The sequence below is a fragment of the Sulfurimonas sp. NW9 genome (assembly GCF_051132275.1).
Classification (GTDB): domain Bacteria; phylum Campylobacterota; class Campylobacteria; order Campylobacterales; family Sulfurimonadaceae; genus Sulfurimonas; species Sulfurimonas hydrogeniphila.
Genome location: NZ_CP093236.1, coordinates 1,356,345 through 1,375,174, shown reverse-complemented (window position 1 = coordinate 1,375,174; position 18,830 = coordinate 1,356,345). Strand labels below are relative to the sequence as shown.

Sequence of the window (18,830 nt, the reverse complement as noted above, 5' to 3'; positions counted from 1 at the left end):
TGATATCGTTTTGCGTAATCTATTATATAACAACATCATATAATATCTTATTAAATTTTGATTGATAATCTTAATAAAAGTATTTTTAAGATTATTATTTTTGTAAATTTACAGTATAATTCGAAAAAAATAAAGGCTTAAAATGTCAGTATATGTTTTTGGACACAAAAATCCCGATAGTGACTCTATTGTTGGTGCTATCTCATTATCTTATTTAAAAAACCAAGTTGAAAAGGAAGAGTATATTCCTGCCCGTCAGGGTGAAATAACTGCTGAGACCGAGTTTATTTTAGATAAATTCGGCGGTACTCTGCCAATGCTCAAAACATCAGTGGCAGGTGAGAGAGTTTTTATAGTTGATTCTACCGACAAAGCACATTTTCAGGACGATATTGACGAAGCAACTATAATAGGTATTGCCGACCACCATAAACTGGGTGATTTGACTACGGATACGCCTCTTGAAGCATGGATTCGACCGATTGGGTGTTCTAACACGGTAATTTATGAAATGTACAGATGTTACGGTGTGGAAGTACCAAAAGAGATTGCAGGTTTAATGATGATGGCAATTTTAAGTGATACGGTTATATTTAAATCTCCTACATGTACCAAAGTCGATACCAAAGCGGTCAAAGAACTAGCAGAAATTGCCGGAGTAACAGACTATAAAAAACTGGCGATGGAGATGTTTATAGTAAAATCTGCTGTTGACGGTGCAAGTGCCCGTGATTTAAATACACGGGATTATAAAGAGTTTAATATGAACGGCACAAAAGTCGGTATCGGGCAGCTTGAAATGGTCGATATTTCAGTCTTGGAACCTCGTGAAGAGGAACTGCTTGAAGATATGAAAAAGATGAAAGAAGAGGGCGGACTGCATACTGTTTTGATTCTTTTGACAGACATCATGAAAGAGGGTTCAAAACTTTTGGTTGTCAGTGATGACGAATCAAAAATAGAAAAAGCATTTGACATTAAACTCCAAGACCATAAAGCATGGCTCGATGGCGTACTGAGCCGTAAAAAGCAGGTAGTGCCTTTTGTGCAGCCTCAGTTTTAACTCTTTTTAGACTTGTTTGAATAGTGCGTTGCACTGACAATATCACCGATGATGGCGCGGTGATAGAGGTAGGGCTGTTTTATATTGCTAATAACATACCTGCCGCCGGATGTCGTGATTACTTCCAGTGTTCCAACATCAATTATTTTGCCAAATCTTTTACTGAAAGGCTTGATATAGATAGTTCTGATCTCTTCAAGGTTAATCGGAAAAATCTCTTTTTGTACCCGGCCCTTGAGAATAATAAGCCTTTTTTGTGTGAGCAGACAGTTGTAGGATTTTTTTTCTTTTATTTCATCCAGATGGACAAAAAAAGTGCGAATCATTAAAACAATACCAATCACACCTATTTCGTACTCATATCCTATAAACAGCAGAAGAGATCCCAGGGCATAGAGTTTTATCATAGGCAAATAAAACGTTTTTGATATTTCTGCCCGTACCAAAACCGATTCATCTTTGTGCAGAACCTTTTTAAAATTTTCTATGATATTTTCCTTTTGCGTTATTGTCTATTCTGTATAAAGGTATCTTTTTATCTTTTTTGTCGGTGTTTTTACAAAAGGCTCAATCTGTTCTATAAATTTTTGAATTTTTGAAAATGAGGCCAACTGTGCATTGACCTCTATTCTCATATTTTCCAGGTAATCTGCAATTTTTTCTCTGACTTCATTTTCCGGCATATTATGAGCATTAAACATTTTATCTATAAGTTCATAGTCCAGGTGTACTCTTGCAACCACTTTTCCGTCTTTTTCCATCACAAGGGAATCAAGAACCGCCTCATGTTGATTGATGATAGCCTCTATCTGTTCCGGATATATGTTTTCTCCACCGGGACCGATAATGACATTTTTACTTCTTCCGCTGATAAAGAGATACCCGTCTTCATCTATGTAACCCAAGTCTCCGGTATAAAACCAGCCATCTTTGATAACCTCTTTTGTCTGCTCTTCATCTTTGTAATAGCCTATCATTACACTGGGTGATCTGGTTATAATCTCCCCTTCACCGTTTTGCGGGTTGGGATCTTTTATCTGCACTTCGACTCCGACCATCGGCAAGCCGGTAGAGCCTATCTTGATCGGGTAGCCGATTCTCCCTCCCGCTATAAGCGGAGATGTTTCGGTGAGTCCATAGCCTACAATGTATGGAAAGTTGGCTTCTGCCAAAAATTTTTCCACATAGGGAGAGAGTGCTGCACCGCCTATGCCGAAAAATTTGATCCGGCCTCCGAATGTTTCGATTAGTTTTTTTCCGGCAACTTTATTGAGCAGTTTGCGTATAAAAGGGATGGAGTAGAGTGTTTTCATAATAAACGAACCGGTAAATTTTGGCAATATTTTATTTTTGTATATTTTTTCTATGATTAGAGGCACACTGAGCATCATAGTCGGTCTGACGCTGGCGAATGCCTTGATAAGAACGTTGGGTGTAGGTGCTTTGTCGAGATATACAATGTCTGCACCATGTAAAATCGGCAGTATCATACCGACAGTACACTCGAGAGTATGTGCCAAAGGTAGAATGGAAAGAAAAGTATCTTCGGGTAAAATAGTTACGTTTTTATAGGCACTCATTGCATTGGTAACAAGGTTTTTGTGTGAGAGCATCACCCCTTTTGAGTGTCCTGTCGTGCCTGACGTATACAAAAGTGCCGCCATATCATCTTCTTTTGGTCTTGGAAGTTCTTTGGAAGCCATTTTCTGTGTCAGTTTTGCGATGTAACTGTGATTTGTTAACTCATCTATGAGTGTTAAATCATCAAGTTTTATAACAAACTTCATATTGGAATTATCCAGCTCTTCTATGGTTTGAAGATGCTTTTGTGATACAAAAACAGCTTTTGCCTCAGAGTGTCTGATAATGTGCTGGACATCAGAGGGATGAAAATCAGGAAGTATGGGAACAATGACACCGCCAAAATAGGTAACAGAAAAATATGCAACAGCCCAGTTAGGCATATTTTCACTCAGCAGGGCAACTTTATCGCCTTTTCTGATACCGTTTTTCTTTAAAAGTTTGATCATGGCATGTACATTTTCATGTAACTCTTCATAGCTCATAGGGTCCTGGTCAACTTTAGACAATACTTTTTTCGGTCCGTACAGCTCAACTGACCGTTTTAGCAAACTTGGCAGTGTGTAGTCCTGCATATTTTCATAAGGGTAGGTAATATCTGTCATAGTTCATCTTTTATCTTTATTTGTTATTTTATTATACAGAGTATTTCTTTAATGTAAAATGTAGAGTGATTAAATATACAATTAATTTTAATAAGAGTAGAATTTTAGAAGCACGCTTAGGTGTCTTTTTTATTTTGGAGAATAAAGCAATGAATATGCATAAAATTATATCCGGGTCATTTTTTATCTTGGCCATGACGGTCAATTTCGGTTTTTTTTACGGAGAGCCTACAGTACTTGAACAGCACAGTTCTTACGAGCTTTTTGCTGCGATTATTGTCAACCTGATAGCCACAGTACTCAAACTGGGGGACAGAACACAGTTGGGGGCGGTTTTACTGGCAACAAGTATTGTAGCAGATATTCAGCTTATCGCATCTGCGACTGTCTGGGCTTTTGCAATATATGTAATTGGTGATGTGAATATAGAGGCCGCAACAGCGATTGTCTCGCTCTCAGGCGGAGCACTCCTGGCAAATATAGTCTCGGTTATACTCTTTGTCGGCGATACACTCAAGTCAAAAAGATAGCAAGATATGAATGAACAGATTGTATGGATTGTTCTTAAAAGGTTAAGGACACCTTTTTTGGTCATTATCATTACTTTTGCCATATCCATACTCGGGTTAGTGCTGATTCAGGGGACAGACAACAACGGCGACCCTTATCAGATGACTTTTTTTGATGCCTTTTATTTTGTGACCTATATGGCAAGTACTATCGGTTTTGGAGAGGCTCCGTATACTTTCAACTACGAACAGCGGATGTGGGTGAGTTTTTCTATCTATTTTACAGTGATAGGATGGTTTTACGGGATAGGAGCGATAGTTTCTCTGATACAGGATGAGGCACTGAAAAAAGCATTAAACAGGAACTCGTTCAGAAATCATGTAAGAAATATAAACAAACCCTTTTATATTATTCTCGGATATAACGGGATAACAAAAAGTATTATTGACAGACTCAACGGACATGACTACAGGCTCGTTGTTTTAGATAAAGACGAAGAGAAGATAGACGAGTTGATATTGGAAAATTTTTATCCAAATGTTCCTGGATTTGTAGGTGATGCAACAAATCAAAAAATGCTTAAAATTGCAGGAATCCATCAAAAAAACTGTGCAGGTATAATCTCTCTTTTTGAAGATGATATGGTAAATTCAAAAATAGCCACCATCAGCAAACTGCTCAATAAAAAAATTGATATTATTGTCAAGGCAACTTCAAAGCTCAGCTTGAACACTTTCGAAGTATGAATTTGAAACATGTGAAAAATCCTTTTGATATTATATCAAAACGCATCTACTATGGTATAACAGCACCCTATATTGGCTTTTGGAGATGTGGATGTACGGACACATACTCAAACTGAAAAAAAGAGACCAGTTCCCTCTTGGAAAATACATTATATACGGTAAAGGAAGAATGGTCAAAGCGATTCAAGAAGGATTGCAAAAGGCCGGTATAGAGTATGTGATTGAAGATTTTGATTCACAGCGCTACATAGAAGAGAAAAATACAACCATTTTCGGGGATGATGAAGATATACACAGACTGATTGAACTCGGTGTCAAAGAGAGTGCCTGCATCATAGCCGCAACACAAAATGATTTGCTGAACCTTACTATTTTAAACAAGGCGAAACAGTTGAATCCGAAAATATTTACAATGGCCCGTGAAAATTCCTTAGACGATTTAAATATATTTCAGGCATCTAAAATCAATAAAATATATATTGTAGAGAAGATATTGGCTGATGCAACATACAGCTATATAGCAAGACCTCTGGCCGACCTATTTATACAAGAAGCACGCAAAAAAGATGATGAATGGGCAAGAATCATTGTCTATATGCTTAATAATATCACAGGGATGAATCCAATGTACTTTGAAACTGTACTGAATGATGCAAATGCGTATGCACTGACATTAAGGCTTGAAAAAGGTGAAAATATAAGCCTTGCAGATTTAAGAAGATCCCGTGCTGACAGAAATGAGATGTTACATGTAGTTTTTTTGCTGCTCAAAAGAGGGAATAACATATACTTGATGCCTGATGCAAGAATGAATCTGCAAATCGGTGATGAACTGCTGATAGTTCAGATGAGGAAAATTACAGTGATTTTGAGTATATTGTCAATAACATATATGAACTGGAGTATGTTTTAGGATATACAAGTTCTTAAGGCAGAGTTAAAACAAAGCGTGTACCTGCAGGCTCGTTTTTTTGCACAACTATTTTTATATCCATAGCATATGCCAGTCTTTTTACGATATCAAGCCCGAGACCACTGCTGTTTTCATCACTGTAGGAGCGTTCAAATATTTTTTCCGGTTCTTTGATTCCTTTGCCGCTGTCTTCTATATATAAAGCATTCTTATTGTTATAAATCTTTATATATCCATTGGAACTGTTGTATTTACAGGCATTTGAAATAATGTTTTGCAGAATTTGCTTCATAGCCTGTGTATTTATTTTTGCTTTGAGTATGTTGCATTGAATGTGAAAAGCGATATGGGGATAAAGGGTTTTTTGGATTTCAACAACTTCTTGAATAATAGGGCATATATTTTGATTTTGTATCTGAAAAGTTTCTTCCTGAAGCAGTATTGTTAGGTTTTCATGGAGTTCTGAAATATTGTTGATACTCTTTTTTAACCTTATTAATGCTTTTGTATTTTGTAATTGCGGAATTTTTTCGATGAGTTTCATATTGAGTTGCATAGAGGTGACAGGCGTATTTAAGTCATGAATTAAATCTTTTGCAAATTTATCAAGAGTTATGATACTTTCGCGTAAAGGCTTTAAAGCATTTTTTGCAAGCTTGTAGCTAATATATGCAAAAATAAGAAGCAATAAAACTGTATGGACAGAACTTTTTTTTTGAAGTTGGATAATCTTTGATCAAAGCTGTGTTTTGACTTAAATACTTGTAGATATTTTCCACGCCTGTTCATAGGTAGCAGTTTGGAAAATTCTTTTTCTCCTATAGTGAAATTTCTAATATCAACATGTTTGGGTACTTTGACAAAAGCATGATGAAAATCTTTGTTGTATTCATCTATTCGAAGTACCCATTTTAATATGTCTGGCGTACTCAATAAGTGAAAATTCCTCTTCTTTTAAAAAGTGGTTTTTTGTCTGTTGAAAATAAAAATATCCGGCAATTAAAATAAGCAGGGCAGTGCTGATAAAGTAAATAAGAAAAAATTTTAAAAATGCCAGTTTTTCATGATGATGCAAGACGGTATCCTATCCCTTTTATCGTTGTAATTGGGAGGCCGATTTTGCGAAGTTTGTTAATGTGTACACGCAAGGCTCCCTCGCTCATCTCTTTGTTCCCGTTGAGTGCTTCGAGTATAAGCTCTTTTTGGACTGTTTTGTTGAGGTTTTGAAAAAACAGCTTTGTAATCTGCAGTTCATAAGGAGAAAGCGGTATGAATTTTGATTGATTGTAAAGTTCGTCTTTGTCGATTACAAAGCGAAAGTCATTGACCCGTAATTCATTCTGATAGGTATGATAGGCTTTTTTCAAAAGAGCATGTATGCGTATGAGGAGTTCATCAAAATCAAAGGGCTTTTTGATGTAGTCATCCGCACCGACATCAAAGCCGTTTGCCAAAGAGGCGACATCACTTAAAGAAGTAAGGAAAACAGCCGGTGTCATATCTCCGCTTTGGCGTAAACTTTTTAAAAACTCAAAACCGTTAAGCAAGGGGACATTGACATCCAAAAGCATCAGAGTGAATTTGTTTTCAAATGTCGCATCCAGAGCCGCTTCCCCGTCCTTTACATGTAACACTTCAAATGCTTCATTTTCCAACAGTTCAATTAAGGTTTCAGATAATACTTCATCATCTTCTAATAATAATATTTTTGCCATAGGCAAAGTATATACTAAAGCACATTAGCTCAATGTTAACATTCAATAATCTTTTCTTTTGTGTAAATAGTGTATTATTAGTATAATACTTCAGATTTTAAAGGGCTATATATTTTGAGCAGACGACATAAAAACAAACACAACAATTCAAAAAGAGATACAGTCACTTTCAGCGAAAAAGATTTTCTGCCGACAACACGGGCGGAAATGGATGCCAAAGGCTGGGATTATTGTGATGTTATTTTAGTAAGTGGGGATGCCTATATAGATTCTCCGTTTATCGGTGTTGCTATGGTCGGGCGTATGCTTGAGAGAATGGGATACAGAGTCGGAATGATAGGACAGCCGGACATTGACAGACCTGATGATATTATGCGTTTGGGTGAGCCTCGTTTGTACTGGGGTGTCAGTGGTGGCAGCGTTGACAGTATGGTTTCAAACTATACAGCCACCAAAAAGTTTCGAAATTCCGATGATTATACTCCGGGTGGAAAAAACAACAAAAGACCTGACAGAGCAGTTTTGGTTTATACAAATCTGATACGGCGTTATTTTAAGAATACTGTGCCTATAGTTTTGGGAGGTATTGAAGCCTCTTTGCGACGTGTAAGTCATTATGATTACTGGTCCAACAAACTCAAAAAGCCTGTTTTGTTTGATTCCAAAGCAGATGTGATGATTTACGGTATGGGGGAAATTGCACTGGAACAGTTAACCCGTGCCATAGATGAAAAGAGAGATTACAGAGATATACGGGGTATCTGTTATATATCCAAAGAGCCGGTTTATGAGTTTATTCAGCTCCCTTCGCACCAAGAGTGTTTGGATGACAAAGAGAAATATATAGACCTTTTTGATCTCTTTTATGACAATAATGACCCTATAGCGGCAAAAGGACTTTGTCAGCCGGTAGACAGCCGGTACCTCATTCAAAACCCTCCCTGCGACTACCTGAATGAAGAGGAGATGGATGCAAACTCCAACCTGCCTTTTACAAGAGAGCTGCACCCTTACTATGCCAAAGAGGGGAAAGTGAAATGTCTGGAGACGATTAAGTTTTCCATCATGACGCATCACGGCTGTTGGGGAGAGTGCAACTTTTGTGCCATAGGGGTGCATCAGGGAAGAACTATCAGAACGCGTTCGGAAAACAATATTTTATCAGAAGCCAAAGAGTTCAATAAATACAAAGACTATAAGGGCATTATTTCCGATGTCGGCGGTCCTACGGCAAATATGTACGGATATGAGTGCAATAAAAAGCTCAAACTCGGTACCTGTGACCATCAGCGTTGTGTCGATGCCAGCCATTTATGCAAGTCGATGAAGGTTGACCACTCTCGTAATATAAATCTTTTACGCCAGGTTCGTCAGGTGGAGGGTGTGCGAAAAGCATTTGTGGCTTCGGGTGTCCGATATGATTTGATTACAGAGGATAAACAGCACGGATACAGTTACCTTAAAGAGATGGTAGAACATCATATATCAGGACAGATGAAAGTAGCTCCGGAACATACGCAGCAGCATGTACTTGAACTCATGGGAAAACCGGGAAAACAGACATTGATAGACTTTAAAAAACTGTATGACAAACTCAACAAAGAGTCCGGTAAAAAGCAGTTTTTGACCTATTATCTCATCGCTGCGCATCCGGGATGTGAGGAGAAAGACATGCACGAGCTGAAGCGTTTTACCACAGAAGAGTTGCAAATGAATCCTGAACAGGCACAGGTCTTTACTCCGACTCCAGGTACCTATTCTGCTGTAATGTATTATACTGAACTGGACCCTAAAACACGCAAGAAAATTTTTGTAGAAAAAGATACAAAACGCAAAGAGCGGCAAAAACAGATAGTGGTTGCAAAAGATACCTTTGCATCAGGATTTGCTTCTTAATCTTTGCGAATGGATGTAGCCGTTACAAATATATAGTCTTTGCCCGTAACAGTGACGCGAAACTTTTTTTGCTGCAGGTATTTTTTTGCAAAGATGACATCCTTGTAAAGCAGTCCCATTTCTGAAAAAGCATAGTTTTTGACTCTGGCCCCATAAATCATTTCCCCGTCTATCCAGCGGCAGTTTGGAAAACCGAGTATCATAGCTCCCTCTTTTTTGAGATGGTTTTGGACTATGGACATGAGTGTTTTGTTAAACTCCAAATTTGAGCTTTGCAGTGTGCCTATACTGATGATGAGGTCAAATTTTCCCAAATCAAGTGCATTGAGACTGTTGATATCGGCTACATGTAAAGAGATGTTGGCAAAGTCTTTAAACTTCTTTTTTGCCGCGTCTACGGCAGACTCGCAGTAGTCGATGCCGACAAGGTCAAGCTCTGCAAAGTTGTCTGCCAAAGAGGCGATAACTTCAAACTCGTCTCCACTGTTGACCCCGAGATTCAAAATACGTTTTCTTTTGTTCAGGTGTACATTTTTTAATGCCTGTGTGTAACTGTAAATAAAAGAAGCCTCTTCATTTTTGTGAATTTTTCCGAAAATGGAATTTTCTCCGTATTTTTCTTCTTTGTCTGTGATGTTTTTATGAAAGGTGCTGTCTTCATCAAGTTTTTCATAACGCATAATTACGGTGTGTTCATCAGCAATTTTCGGTGTCAGCATTCTGCATTTAAGCAAATGTGCCAAATCAATCCAGCTTTTATAGCCACGGTAAATATACTCTTGTCCGTTACATGTAATGCGTGTGCCGTTATACAACGAAGTCGCAATGTCAGGATTAAGTATTTGAAATGAAATTATCTCTTTTCCCTGCATTGTATTGATGTAATTTTGTAATACTTTTGTGATTTGTGTCATAGTTTGATGTGTAAAGGTTAGCATTCTTGAATTATACACTTTTATTAGATAAAATGATAAGAAACCTGCAAAGAGAGATATGTTTTGACAACGAATGATAATATTAGTTTTTATAATTTTATGCATAAGCAGATACTTGTTGTTATTTTATTGTTTTTAGGAACAGGTCCCGGATATATAGTCATGGGATATCTTTACTCTTCAATTATTGTCGAAATACTTTGGTTTGTCTTTTTTTACTGCTTTCAGTCTGGGGATGGAAGCTGTATAGAAATTATTCGAGAAAGATGACTATATCACAAAAAGACAGATGGCTTGAAAAAGTAAAATATTTTATGTTTATATATTTTTCCTTATGGACAATAATGTTTTTATACTATATTTCAAAAGATGCCATCAGTGCACATTATATAGCTATTGCAACACAACTCGGCAGTGCGGTAGTCGCGGCAACTATTTTAGCTTCACAGAAAAAGCTGGTAGTAGCAACAGTTTCGTTTTTAATGCTTCCACTTGTTGTCTACTTCATAGCAATTGGAGAACTTTATTCGTATATTCTTGCATTTTTCACTGTTGTGTTGAGTATGGTTCTTTTATATGCTGCAAAAAATACACATGCCTATTTGTTAAAAAGCAGGTTTCAGGCATATCATGATTATTTGACAGGACTTGGAAACAGACGTTATTTTATAGAGTATCTGGACAGTTCTGTTAGGGAGAACAAAAACAGATATACCTATTTGCTTTTAATAGATTTGGATTATTTTAAAACAATCAACGATACCCTTGGACATGATATCGGAGATAAACTTCTTGTTGAAGTTTCAGAGCGTTTGACACAGTTGGCTGACAAATACAGTAACATCGTTGCCAGATTGGGTGGAGATGAATTTTGTATTTTAAGCGATGCACTTGAGACGAAAGAGAAATGCCTTGCGCAGGCAAAAGAATTTTCAAATAAAATTCTACACACAATAAAAGAGACCTATTTTATAGAAGACAGCACGCTTCACATTAGTGCAAGTATAGGGGTGAGTATCATAAACAACCCAAAACTCAATGCCCATGATTTTTTAAAAGAAGCAGACATTGCAATGTATGAAGTTAAAAGTGCGGGCAGAGATGATGTCGTCATATTTAATGATGCACTGTGCAAAATTATAGAAAATAAATTACATGTAGAAAGACTGCTGCATTTTGCCATAGAAAAAAATGAAATATATCTGCAATACCAACCCCAAATAAGCTGTAAAAATAAAATTATCGGCTGTGAAGTGCTTGCAAGGTGGAAAAGTGCCACACTCGGTCAGGTGAGTCCTGAAGTGTTTATCGGCGTTGCTGAGAGTACCGGTTATATTATAGAGTTAGGAGAATATATTTTGGAAGAAGCTATAAAAACTCTGCAAAGATGGGAAAGTATCGGAATGCATCTGCATCAAATGTCGATTAACATTAGTGTAAGGCAGCTTTTAAACAAAGATTTTATTGCTATAGTTGAACGTCTTCTTCGTCAGTACAATGTGGCCGGCTTTCATACAAAACTGATTTTTGAAATTACTGAAACGAGTACATCTCAGGACTTAAAAAGACTGATTGTCACAATCAATGCGCTCAAAAAATATAATATCCATTTTTCTATAGATGATTTTGGTACGGGTTATTCATCATTAAGCTATATCCGTGATATTCCCGTAACTGAGTTAAAAATAGATCAGTCTTTTATAGCAGAACTTGACAACAGGCAACAGGCATCTTTAGTGAAGAGTATTATTGATATTTCAAAAAATCTGCATCTCACAACAGTAGCCGAAGGTGTTGAAACACAGGAACAAAGAGACTTTTTGGAAAAAATAGAGTGTGATTTGTATCAGGGATATCTTTTTTCCAAACCGCTGTTAAGCGAAGATTTTGAAAAACTGATGCGAAATAATTAATAATGCAAAAAATGTTCCAACTTCTTTCTTCTCTTACATTATTTTCAGTTTGATTTGTCTACAATAAACAAACTATAAATGAGTAAAAAAACAATAAAGATAAAAAATGAGAATAGATAAATTTTTAAATTCGGTAAATATTACAAAAAGACGTTCTGTTGCACAGGATATGATTAGTAACGGAGTAGTAGAGATAAACGGTGTGGTTGCAAAGGCGAGTAAAAATGTGGAAGTCGGCAGTATTATTACTGTAAACTATCTTAATGAATCAAAAAAGTATGAAGTGCTGCAAATTCCTACAACAAAATCAACGCCAAAATCTCTGCAAGATCAGTATATAAAGGAGATTTCATGACATATGAGGAAGCTTTAGTCAAATTTACTTCACTTTTTCAACATGAAATGAGTGATGCACAGATGCGTGAGTTTTTACTCAGTATACGACTTGATGCAAGTACTCCTGTGGAAGTGATTGCCGCTGCTGCACAGGTTATGCGCAGTTTTGCCGTTGCTTTGCCTGTTTCTGATGAACTCAGAGAAAATGCGCTTGATATTGTCGGAACAGGCGGTGATAAAATAGGCAGTTTCAACATCTCCTCAACAGTAGCGCTGCTTGCTGCTTCTTGTGGGGCAACCGTTGCAAAGCACGGAAGTCGTTCTATCACTTCAAAAAGCGGCAGTGCCGATATGTTTGAAACACTGGGTGTTCGGCTTGACTTGAGTATTGAGCAGAGTGCAAAACTTCTTGAAGAGACAGGTTTTACTTTTATGTTTGCACAAAATCATCATCCGGCCATGAAATTCATCGTACCGGTACGTAAAAGCATCCCTGATAAAACCATATTTAACATACTCGGACCTTTGACAAACCCTGCCGGTGTGAAAAAATCAATGCTGGGTGTATTTGACAAAGCTTTTGTACCAAAAATGGCAGAAGCACTTCAGATAAACGGAGCTACATCGGCTTTGGTTGTCAGCTCAAACGAAGGAATGGACGAAATAAGCATCAGTGATGTGACCTATGCGGCTTTACTGCAAGACGGCAAGACACGAGAGTTTATTATTGATCCGCAGGAGTATGGTATTAAAAAAGCACCGCTAGAAGCCATAATGGGTGGCGATGCACTCAAAAATGCAAATATTTTACGAGCTGTTTTTGATGAAAAAGCAACAGATGCCCAGCGTGATATAGTGCTTATAAATACTGCAGCATCGTTGATGGTAGGAGATTTGGCCCGAGATATACAAGATGGACTGGAAATGGCAAGAGAAGCCCTTGCAAAAGCAAGACCGAAAGTAAAATTAAAACAAATCATAGAAACATCAAACAAGTTATGAAAAAAACATATACATATAGACTGGAAGAGTTAGACTCTTTGGCAGACAGGATTATAAGTCAACTACAAGAAGGTGTTATTATTTTAAAAGGCGATTTGGCTGCAGGCAAAACGACTTTGGTAAAAAATATAGCAAAAAAACTCGGATTGAGTGAAGATGTGACATCGCCTACTTTTTCACTGCAGCAATGTTATGGGGAAAAACTATTTCATTATGATATTTACAATCACGGGCTTGATCATTTTATCTCTTTGGGAATGCTTGAAGAGTTGGAAAAACCGGGTCTGCATTTTATAGAGTGGGGAAGTGATGAATTGGTGGATATTTTAGTCTCTGCCGGCATTGAAACAGTGACAATAGAGATAGAAAAAATTTCAGATGATGCAAGAGAGTATACAATATGCACACATTAAAAGCAACAGACTTAAAAAAGAAAATTAAAGATTTGGAAATAGTAAAAAGTATAAGTCTTGAAGTCAACAGTGGTGAGGTTGTAGGACTGCTTGGACCGAACGGAGCAGGAAAGACAACCACTTTTTATATGATTTGCGGTTTGGTAGAAGCAACAGAGGGGAAAGTTATTTTGACGGAGAAGATCTTATCGGGATGCCCTTACATGAAAGAGCACTCAAAGGTATAGGTTATTTACCGCAGGAAGCTTCGATTTTTAAAGATTTGAGTGTTGAAGACAATTTAATGATAGCGGCTGAAGTCGGTATAAAAGGTAAAGCAGAACAAGAAGCACGCATTGTGGAACTGCTTGATATGTTCAATATTGAGCCTATACGATACAGAAAGGGAATCAGTCTCAGCGGCGGAGAACGTCGCCGTGTTGAAATTGCCCGTGCGCTTGTAAACAAACCAAAGTTTTTGTTGCTGGATGAACCTTTTGCCGGAGTTGATCCTATTGCCGTTATGGATATACAAAAAGTGATACATCAGCTTGTATCATATGACATAGGTGTATTGATAACAGACCATAATGTGCGTGAAACACTGGATGTTTGTGACAGAGTCTATGTTATAAAATCGGGAGAGCTTCTTGCGCAGGGAACCAGTGATGAAATCGGACAAAATGAAGATGTCCGTACACATTACCTCGGTGAAAGCTTCAAACTTTAGGAATTCATGAAAATATGGGAGCATTAAGACAAACACAGGGAGTTGAAACAAAACACAAGCTCTCAAATACCCTGCGTAACTGGCTTCCCATATTGCATTCAAGTCTTTCTGATTTGGGTGAAGCTATGACTCCTTTTGTCGAAGCCAATCCTGTTATAGAAGTGAAATCAGGCTTTGAAGAAGATTTTGAAAAAAAGATTCCAAGAAAAATAATTTCCCGCGGAGTGAGCAATTCCAGAACAGAGCAGATAGAAGCGCTGACTATTCAAAGTCGAACACTTTATGATGTTTTAGATGAGCAAATAGGTGCGCCGCTGTTTCCTACACCTGTTTCACAAAAAGTAGCTTTGTTTGTCATCGAAAATTTGGACGAATATGGCTATTACGACGGTAACACAGAAGAATTTTGCCAAAAAAACAGTATAGACAGAGAAACTTTTGAAAAGATTCGTCTGCGCTTTTTACATGTAGAACCCGTAGGCATAGGTGCTAAAGATTTGGCTGAGTCATTTTTGTTTCAACTAGACAACAGTGAAATCAGTGACCAGGCATATAGTCTGGCCGTAAAAATCATTAATGACATGCAAAATATTCATGCCTACTCCAAAGAAGAGTCTTTTAACGAGGTTATGCATGTATTGTCAACATTCAAAAATCCGCCAAATATCGAATATCAGGAAGATTCCGCGCAGATCATTCCTGATTTGATGATATATTTTAATGATGAACAGCAGATAGAAGTCAAACTCAATGATGCCTACTATCCTGTGATAAACATAGACACCTCTTATGGCGTTGAGCATGAATTTGTAAGACAAAAAATCAAAGAGGCAAAAAGTTTGGTGGATGCGCTTGATATGAGAAAAGCAACACTTTACAAAGTAGGTTTGATGATCGTCGAATACCAGTATGATTTTTTTACAGGCGGACAAATCATGCCATTGACACTTAAAACTCTGGCTGATGAATTTGGACACAATCCCTCAACTATTTCGCGAGCCATTGCAAACAAATATATAGCATGCGACAGAGGTGTTTTGGCTATGAAAGAGTTCTTTACAACCGCCATTGATGAAGATGTCAGTAATGCTGCCATCAAAGAGTTTCTCGTTGAACTTATTAAGAATGAAAACCATGAAAAGCCTTTGAGTGACATGAAGCTTTTAGCCCTGATAGAAGAAAAATTCAAAGTAAAAATGGTCAGACGTACGATAGCAAAATACAGAAAACAGCTCAATATCGCAGGTTCAAGTGAGAGAAAGAAACTCTACAAACTGGGTATTTGATATATCTCAAAAAAAGAGATATTATTACTCTTTTTCCAAGAAAAGTCTGTACCCGTTTGTTTCATGGGAAGGAACAACTTCTATTAATCTCCATCCTTCTTTATACAAGGCAGACAGTGTTGTCTTGGAGTTTTGAATCTGTGAAATCACATCCGGGTTTTTATCTTCTTTGCTTGCCTGCTGTTTAATATCTGATATCTGAATTATTTCAGAATCCTCGTTGTATAAAACTGCGCAAAAATATATTCGAATTTCCATGGTATTAAACCTCTCTTCTTTTTAGATGAAAATATTATAGCAAAATTTTACGGATCTGCGTTGAAAAAAAGATTTTGGCTCTCTTGTGACCATTTTGTAATATAAAATGATTATACTTGCACAGAGAGATAACAAAGGTTGTATTTGAAAATGCACGAAACTACTACTGTTGCTGTACGGTCTATATTTATTTCGGATATACATCTGGGAACACGTTTTTCAAAAGCAGAGGCTTTATTGATTATGGAGCTGTTTTGGTGCAACATGCAAAACACAATAACTATGATGGTGTAATTTGCGGCCATATACACAAAGCGGAGATGCGTTATATAGAAGGCATCAGGTATTTAAATTGCGGTGACTGGGTTGAGAGCTGTACTGCGATTTTAGAAACATTGGAGGGTGAATGGAAAATTGTCAGTTTCCGCGAGAAATAACTCTTTGTTTGTCCGGAGGTGCAGGTCGCGGAGCATACCATTTGGGCATAGTTTCCGTACTGCAGGAGAACGGTGTCAAGATTAAAGCTGTCAGCGGTACAAGCGCAGGTGCTCTGATCGGAGCATCCCTTGCCTGCGGCAAGAGTGCCGCATACATTTTTGAGGTGATACAATCAAAAGAGTTCCGCTCTGTTTTTAAGATCTCTTTGGGTAACGGCTATCTTTTTAAACTTGATCATAATGCGGCAGTTGTTGACAAACTTATAGACAAAGAAAGTTTTGAAACACTTGAGATACCGTTACATGTAACGGCATGTGATGTAGAAAAGGAGCAAGCGATTTATTATGACAGTGGCAAAATTCTTAAAGAAGCAGTTTTGGCATCCTGCTCTATTGCACCCTTGTTCGCTCCGGTGTATGTCAACAAAACACTTGTCGTAGACGGCGGGCTTGTAGACAATTTCCCGGTTGAGAGGCTGCAGCAGTACAATTATCCTATCATCGGAATAAATCTTTTTCCAAAATATAAAAAAGTGCCAAAAACCATACTGGGGTGGATTAAAAAGAATATACATACAGCATGGCAGTCAAAATATGTCAGCAAAAAAGAGCTTTGTTACATGTATCTGTGTAATGAAAAACTGTTGGATATCAAAGTTTTTTCATTTCGGGATATTGGCAAAGCTTATGCAATGGGAAGAGAAGAGATGCAAAAAATTATAAAAGAGAGTAACAAAGTATGATTATTTATATACACGGTTTTGCAAGCAGCGGAGAAGGGTATAAAGCAAAACTTTTTAGAGAATATTTTATAAACAAAAATGAAAAATTTATGGCGCCATCATTGTCATATATCCCTGAACTGGCGATTCAGACACTGGAAGAAATTATAAAAAATTCACAAGAAAAAGTCAGTCTGACGGGTTCGTCTTTGGGAGGGTACTATGCAACATATCTTGCACATAAATATAATCTTAAAGCAGTACTGATAAATCCTTCAACCTATCCGTATAGTACACTGCAAAAAACACTTGGTTTTATGCAGAGTTTTTATGACGGCAGCTGTTTTGAATGGAGAGAATCCCATCTGCAAATGCTTAAAAAGTATGAAGTACAAGAACCAAAACAGGAGAACTTTATGCTTTTGCTCCAAAAGGAGATGAAACACTCAACTACAAAGAAGCGGCAGATAAGTTTGATAAAGCAACACTGATGATAGAAGAGGGCGGAAGCCACAGTTTTGACAATATTGAACGCTATTTTGAAAAAACGGAAACGTTTTTACGATAAAAGAGCAACAGTGTCAAAGAGGGCAAAAAGTCAATACATTTTTTTGCTATAATAAATAATTAAAAAGAACAAGGTAATAAAGCATGAAAAACAGATCAAAGAGTGGTTTTACGCTCATAGAATTAATGATAGTTATTGTCATCCTGGGACTTTTGGCAGCCATGATAATGCCAAGTCTTACTGGAAAAGGCGAAGAAGCAAAAAGAAAACTGGTGTGTGTACAAATGAAGAGTATTTACAATGGTGCCCTTGATATGTTTAAAATTGACAACAGCAGGTATCCTACTACAGATGAAGGGCTTGAAGCCCTTGTAAAAAACCCGGATCCGCAAAAATATCCCAACTACTCACCGAGTGGGTATTTTAAAGACAATGAGATTCCAAAAGACTCATGGGGGAGAAATTTTATCTATATGAACAATGACGGCAAAGTGGAACTGGTCTCTCTTGGTGCAGATGCAAAAGAGGGCGGAACAAAAGAAGCTGCAGACATAAAACTCAGTCAGTGTAAATAAGAGATACTGTTTTTGAAAAAAGCTTTTACTCTCATTGAACTTATGATAGTCATAGTGATAATGGGAGTTGTTTATACTTTGGTCATAGGCAGTTTTAAAAAGCTCAGTGAAAAAAGTACAAATTTGTCACTTAAAAATTTAAAAGAGTTTTTACAATCTTATCCGCATAAAGAGAGTGCAAAGTTTGTTTGTTTGGATAAGTGCAAGAATTGTTTTGTGCTGATAGATGGAAAAAAGCAGGATATAAAGATAAAAAATTTCCTTGATGAGAGTGTACAAGTTTATCGCTATGACTTTGATCTTGGTGCGATGCAAAAAGAGAATACAGGCTATTTTAATCAGGAGAATATTGAAGAAAATGTCTGCTTTTCATATGAAGTGGATGGTGACGGAGTCGGTGATCAGGTACTGGTAGAGTATAAAAACAATGTATATGATTTTACACCCTATTTTGAACCTCCGCAAGTGTACAGCAGTGTAGAAGAAGCAGTAAATGCAAAACAAGATTTAATGACAAAGATAATACAATGATATTTAAGTACAGCGGAATTGACGAGTTTGGTAAAAAAGTATCTGACAAGATTGAAGCTTCTGATTTGGCAGAGGCCAAGAGTAAATTAAAGCCAAAAAGATTATTTATCAAAAAATCAGTGAAGAAGCCCCGTCATTTTTTGACTCCCTACATTTTTCAAGAAAATACCGAATAA

General features: G+C 37.2%; 21 protein-coding genes and 2 pseudogenes. 17 read left to right on the top strand and 6 right to left on the bottom strand.

What is annotated here, in order from left to right; translation table 11 throughout:
- Nucleotides 1-142 precede the first annotated feature (142 nt).
- Nucleotides 143-1,063: a manganese-dependent inorganic pyrophosphatase gene (locus MLC44_RS07820; protein WP_151900211.1), complete on the top strand. Its 921-nt coding sequence runs from the start codon at nt 143-145 to the stop codon at nt 1,061-1,063.
- Here the strand turns inward: MLC44_RS07820 and MLC44_RS07815 are convergent.
- Together MLC44_RS07815 and MLC44_RS07810 are read right to left on the bottom strand one after the other, a co-directional pair.
- The gene (locus MLC44_RS07815) at nt 1,060-1,509 is read right to left on the bottom strand and encodes a hypothetical protein (RefSeq protein WP_434656808.1); all 450 of its coding nucleotides are present in this window, start codon (nt 1,507-1,509) and stop codon (nt 1,060-1,062) included. The two genes, MLC44_RS07820 and MLC44_RS07815, sit on opposite strands and share 4 nt — an antisense overlap.
- A gap of 66 nt (nt 1,510-1,575) precedes the next feature.
- A complete protein-coding gene (locus MLC44_RS07810) occupies nt 1,576-3,249 on the bottom strand; it encodes an AMP-binding protein (RefSeq protein WP_434656806.1) in 1,674 nt (557 codons plus the stop codon).
- Nucleotides 3,250-3,398: 149 nt separating this feature from the next.
- Here MLC44_RS07810 and MLC44_RS07805 point away from each other — a divergent pair, with 149 nt between their 5' ends.
- The 3 genes from MLC44_RS07805 (at nt 3,399) to MLC44_RS07795 (ending at nt 5,418) form a co-directional block, all read left to right on the top strand.
- Nucleotides 3,399-3,779 (top strand): DUF6394 family protein, encoded by a 381-nt coding sequence (locus tag MLC44_RS07805; protein WP_151900213.1) that lies wholly within the window; start codon nt 3,399-3,401, stop codon nt 3,777-3,779.
- A 6-nt stretch (nt 3,780-3,785) separates the two neighbouring features.
- Nucleotides 3,786-4,505: an NAD-binding protein gene (locus MLC44_RS07800; protein WP_434656804.1), complete on the top strand. Its 720-nt coding sequence runs from the start codon at nt 3,786-3,788 to the stop codon at nt 4,503-4,505.
- Between the two features lie 91 nt (nt 4,506-4,596).
- The gene (locus MLC44_RS07795; RefSeq protein WP_434656802.1) at nt 4,597-5,418 is read left to right on the top strand and encodes an NAD-binding protein; all 822 of its coding nucleotides are present in this window, start codon (nt 4,597-4,599) and stop codon (nt 5,416-5,418) included.
- Nucleotides 5,419-5,431: 13 nt separating this feature from the next.
- Here the strand turns inward: MLC44_RS07795 and MLC44_RS07790 are convergent, their stop codons facing one another.
- Nucleotides 5,432-6,106 carry a sensor histidine kinase gene (locus MLC44_RS07790; protein ID WP_434656800.1) on the bottom strand — a complete coding sequence of 225 codons (675 nt, stop codon included), beginning with the start codon at nt 6,104-6,106 and terminating at the stop codon, nt 5,432-5,434.
- A gap of 373 nt (nt 6,107-6,479) precedes the next feature.
- Nucleotides 6,480-7,133 carry a response regulator transcription factor gene (locus tag MLC44_RS07785; RefSeq protein ID WP_346388819.1) on the bottom strand — a complete coding sequence of 218 codons (654 nt, stop codon included), beginning with the start codon at nt 7,131-7,133 and terminating at the stop codon, nt 6,480-6,482.
- Between the two features lie 207 nt (nt 7,134-7,340).
- On the opposite strand from MLC44_RS07785, the gene MLC44_RS07780 reads away from it, so the two are divergent.
- Nucleotides 7,341-9,029 (top strand): YgiQ family radical SAM protein, encoded by a 1,689-nt coding sequence (locus MLC44_RS07780; RefSeq protein ID WP_418641406.1) that lies wholly within the window; start codon nt 7,341-7,343, stop codon nt 9,027-9,029.
- Here the strand turns inward: MLC44_RS07780 and MLC44_RS07775 are convergent.
- Complete coding sequence (locus MLC44_RS07775) at nt 9,026-10,069, bottom strand: class I SAM-dependent methyltransferase (protein ID WP_434656797.1); 1,044 nt, start codon at nt 10,067-10,069, stop codon at nt 9,026-9,028. The genes MLC44_RS07780 and MLC44_RS07775 overlap by 4 nt on opposite strands.
- Nucleotides 10,070-10,230: 161 nt before the next feature.
- Between MLC44_RS07775 and MLC44_RS07770 the strand changes: the two genes are divergently transcribed.
- The 6 genes and pseudogenes from MLC44_RS07770 (at nt 10,231) to MLC44_RS07745 (ending at nt 15,623) form a co-directional block, all read left to right on the top strand.
- A complete protein-coding gene (locus MLC44_RS07770) occupies nt 10,231-11,877 on the top strand; it encodes a putative bifunctional diguanylate cyclase/phosphodiesterase (protein ID WP_434656795.1) in 1,647 nt (548 codons plus the stop codon).
- Nucleotides 11,878-11,983: 106 nt separating this feature from the next.
- The gene (locus MLC44_RS07765) at nt 11,984-12,232 is read left to right on the top strand and encodes an RNA-binding S4 domain-containing protein (RefSeq protein WP_151900218.1); all 249 of its coding nucleotides are present in this window, start codon (nt 11,984-11,986) and stop codon (nt 12,230-12,232) included.
- Nucleotides 12,229-13,215, top strand: coding sequence for an anthranilate phosphoribosyltransferase (gene trpD / locus MLC44_RS07760; protein WP_434656793.1), 987 nt, complete (start codon nt 12,229-12,231; stop codon nt 13,213-13,215). The genes MLC44_RS07765 and trpD overlap by 4 nt, the downstream gene beginning before the upstream one ends.
- A complete protein-coding gene (tsaE, locus tag MLC44_RS07755; protein ID WP_434656790.1) occupies nt 13,212-13,628 on the top strand; it encodes a tRNA (adenosine(37)-N6)-threonylcarbamoyltransferase complex ATPase subunit type 1 TsaE in 417 nt (138 codons plus the stop codon). The genes trpD and tsaE overlap by 4 nt, the downstream gene beginning before the upstream one ends.
- Nucleotides 13,616-14,337: pseudogene (gene lptB, locus MLC44_RS07750) on the top strand (LPS export ABC transporter ATP-binding protein). The gene tsaE and the pseudogene lptB overlap by 13 nt, the downstream one beginning before the upstream one ends.
- 14 nt (nt 14,338-14,351) lie before the next feature.
- Nucleotides 14,352-15,623, top strand: a complete 1,272-nt coding sequence (locus MLC44_RS07745) for an RNA polymerase factor sigma-54 (protein ID WP_418640370.1) — start codon at nt 14,352-14,354, stop codon at nt 15,621-15,623.
- A 24-nt stretch (nt 15,624-15,647) separates the two neighbouring features.
- Here MLC44_RS07745 and MLC44_RS07740 read toward each other — a convergent pair whose 3' ends face one another.
- Nucleotides 15,648-15,881 (bottom strand): hypothetical protein, encoded by a 234-nt coding sequence (locus MLC44_RS07740; protein ID WP_151900223.1) that lies wholly within the window; start codon nt 15,879-15,881, stop codon nt 15,648-15,650.
- A 116-nt stretch (nt 15,882-15,997) separates the two neighbouring features.
- On the opposite strand from MLC44_RS07740, the gene MLC44_RS07735 reads away from it, so the two are divergent.
- The 6 genes and pseudogenes from MLC44_RS07735 to MLC44_RS07710 all read left to right on the top strand — a co-directional run bounded on the left by MLC44_RS07735 (nt 15,998) and on the right by MLC44_RS07710 (nt 18,830).
- A complete protein-coding gene (locus tag MLC44_RS07735; protein WP_434656788.1) occupies nt 15,998-16,318 on the top strand; it encodes a hypothetical protein in 321 nt (106 codons plus the stop codon).
- Nucleotides 16,288-17,061: a patatin-like phospholipase family protein gene (locus MLC44_RS07730; RefSeq protein ID WP_346388815.1), complete on the top strand. Its 774-nt coding sequence runs from the start codon at nt 16,288-16,290 to the stop codon at nt 17,059-17,061. The genes MLC44_RS07735 and MLC44_RS07730 overlap by 31 nt, the downstream gene beginning before the upstream one ends.
- Nucleotides 17,058-17,608, top strand: a pseudogene (locus tag MLC44_RS07725) (YqiA/YcfP family alpha/beta fold hydrolase). Before MLC44_RS07730 ends, MLC44_RS07725 begins: the two are co-directional and overlap by 4 nt.
- 83 nt (nt 17,609-17,691) lie before the next feature.
- On the top strand, nt 17,692-18,123 hold the full coding sequence (gspG, locus tag MLC44_RS07720; RefSeq protein ID WP_151900226.1) for a type II secretion system major pseudopilin GspG: 432 nt from the start codon (nt 17,692-17,694) through the stop codon (nt 18,121-18,123).
- Between the two features lie 12 nt (nt 18,124-18,135).
- Nucleotides 18,136-18,654 carry a type II secretion system protein gene (locus tag MLC44_RS07715; RefSeq protein WP_418640367.1) on the top strand — a complete coding sequence of 173 codons (519 nt, stop codon included), beginning with the start codon at nt 18,136-18,138 and terminating at the stop codon, nt 18,652-18,654.
- Nucleotides 18,651-18,830: a hypothetical protein gene (locus MLC44_RS07710; RefSeq protein ID WP_434656786.1), complete on the top strand. Its 180-nt coding sequence runs from the start codon at nt 18,651-18,653 to the stop codon at nt 18,828-18,830. Before MLC44_RS07715 ends, MLC44_RS07710 begins: the two co-directional genes overlap by 4 nt.

Bases quoted from the DNA above. Each gene is read 5' to 3' on its own strand.
- MLC44_RS07820 (WP_151900211.1), top strand. From the start codon at position 143: ATGTCAGTATATGTTTTTGGACACAAAAATCCCGATAGTGACTCTATT.
- MLC44_RS07810 (WP_434656806.1), bottom strand. From the start codon at position 3,249: ATGACAGATATTACCTACCCTTATGAAAATATGCAGGACTACACACTG.
- MLC44_RS07805 (WP_151900213.1), top strand. From the start codon at position 3,399: ATGAATATGCATAAAATTATATCCGGGTCATTTTTTATCTTGGCCATG.
- MLC44_RS07800 (WP_434656804.1), top strand. From the start codon at position 3,786: ATGAATGAACAGATTGTATGGATTGTTCTTAAAAGGTTAAGGACACCT.
- MLC44_RS07795 (WP_434656802.1), top strand. From the start codon at position 4,597: ATGTACGGACACATACTCAAACTGAAAAAAAGAGACCAGTTCCCTCTT.
- MLC44_RS07785 (WP_346388819.1), bottom strand. From the start codon at position 7,133: ATGGCAAAAATATTATTATTAGAAGATGATGAAGTATTATCTGAAACC.
- MLC44_RS07780 (WP_418641406.1), top strand. From the start codon at position 7,341: ATGGATGCCAAAGGCTGGGATTATTGTGATGTTATTTTAGTAAGTGGG.
- MLC44_RS07775 (WP_434656797.1), bottom strand. From the start codon at position 10,069: ATGCATAAAATTATAAAAACTAATATTATCATTCGTTGTCAAAACATA.
- MLC44_RS07770 (WP_434656795.1), top strand. From the start codon at position 10,231: ATGACTATATCACAAAAAGACAGATGGCTTGAAAAAGTAAAATATTTT.
- MLC44_RS07765 (WP_151900218.1), top strand. From the start codon at position 11,984: ATGAGAATAGATAAATTTTTAAATTCGGTAAATATTACAAAAAGACGT.
- trpD (WP_434656793.1), top strand. From the start codon at position 12,229: ATGACATATGAGGAAGCTTTAGTCAAATTTACTTCACTTTTTCAACAT.
- tsaE (WP_434656790.1), top strand. From the start codon at position 13,212: ATGAAAAAAACATATACATATAGACTGGAAGAGTTAGACTCTTTGGCA.
- MLC44_RS07745 (WP_418640370.1), top strand. From the start codon at position 14,352: ATGGGAGCATTAAGACAAACACAGGGAGTTGAAACAAAACACAAGCTC.
- MLC44_RS07740 (WP_151900223.1), bottom strand. From the start codon at position 15,881: ATGGAAATTCGAATATATTTTTGCGCAGTTTTATACAACGAGGATTCT.
- MLC44_RS07730 (WP_346388815.1), top strand. From the start codon at position 16,288: ATGGAAAATTGTCAGTTTCCGCGAGAAATAACTCTTTGTTTGTCCGGA.
- gspG (WP_151900226.1), top strand. From the start codon at position 17,692: ATGAAAAACAGATCAAAGAGTGGTTTTACGCTCATAGAATTAATGATA.
- MLC44_RS07710 (WP_434656786.1), top strand. From the start codon at position 18,651: ATGATATTTAAGTACAGCGGAATTGACGAGTTTGGTAAAAAAGTATCT.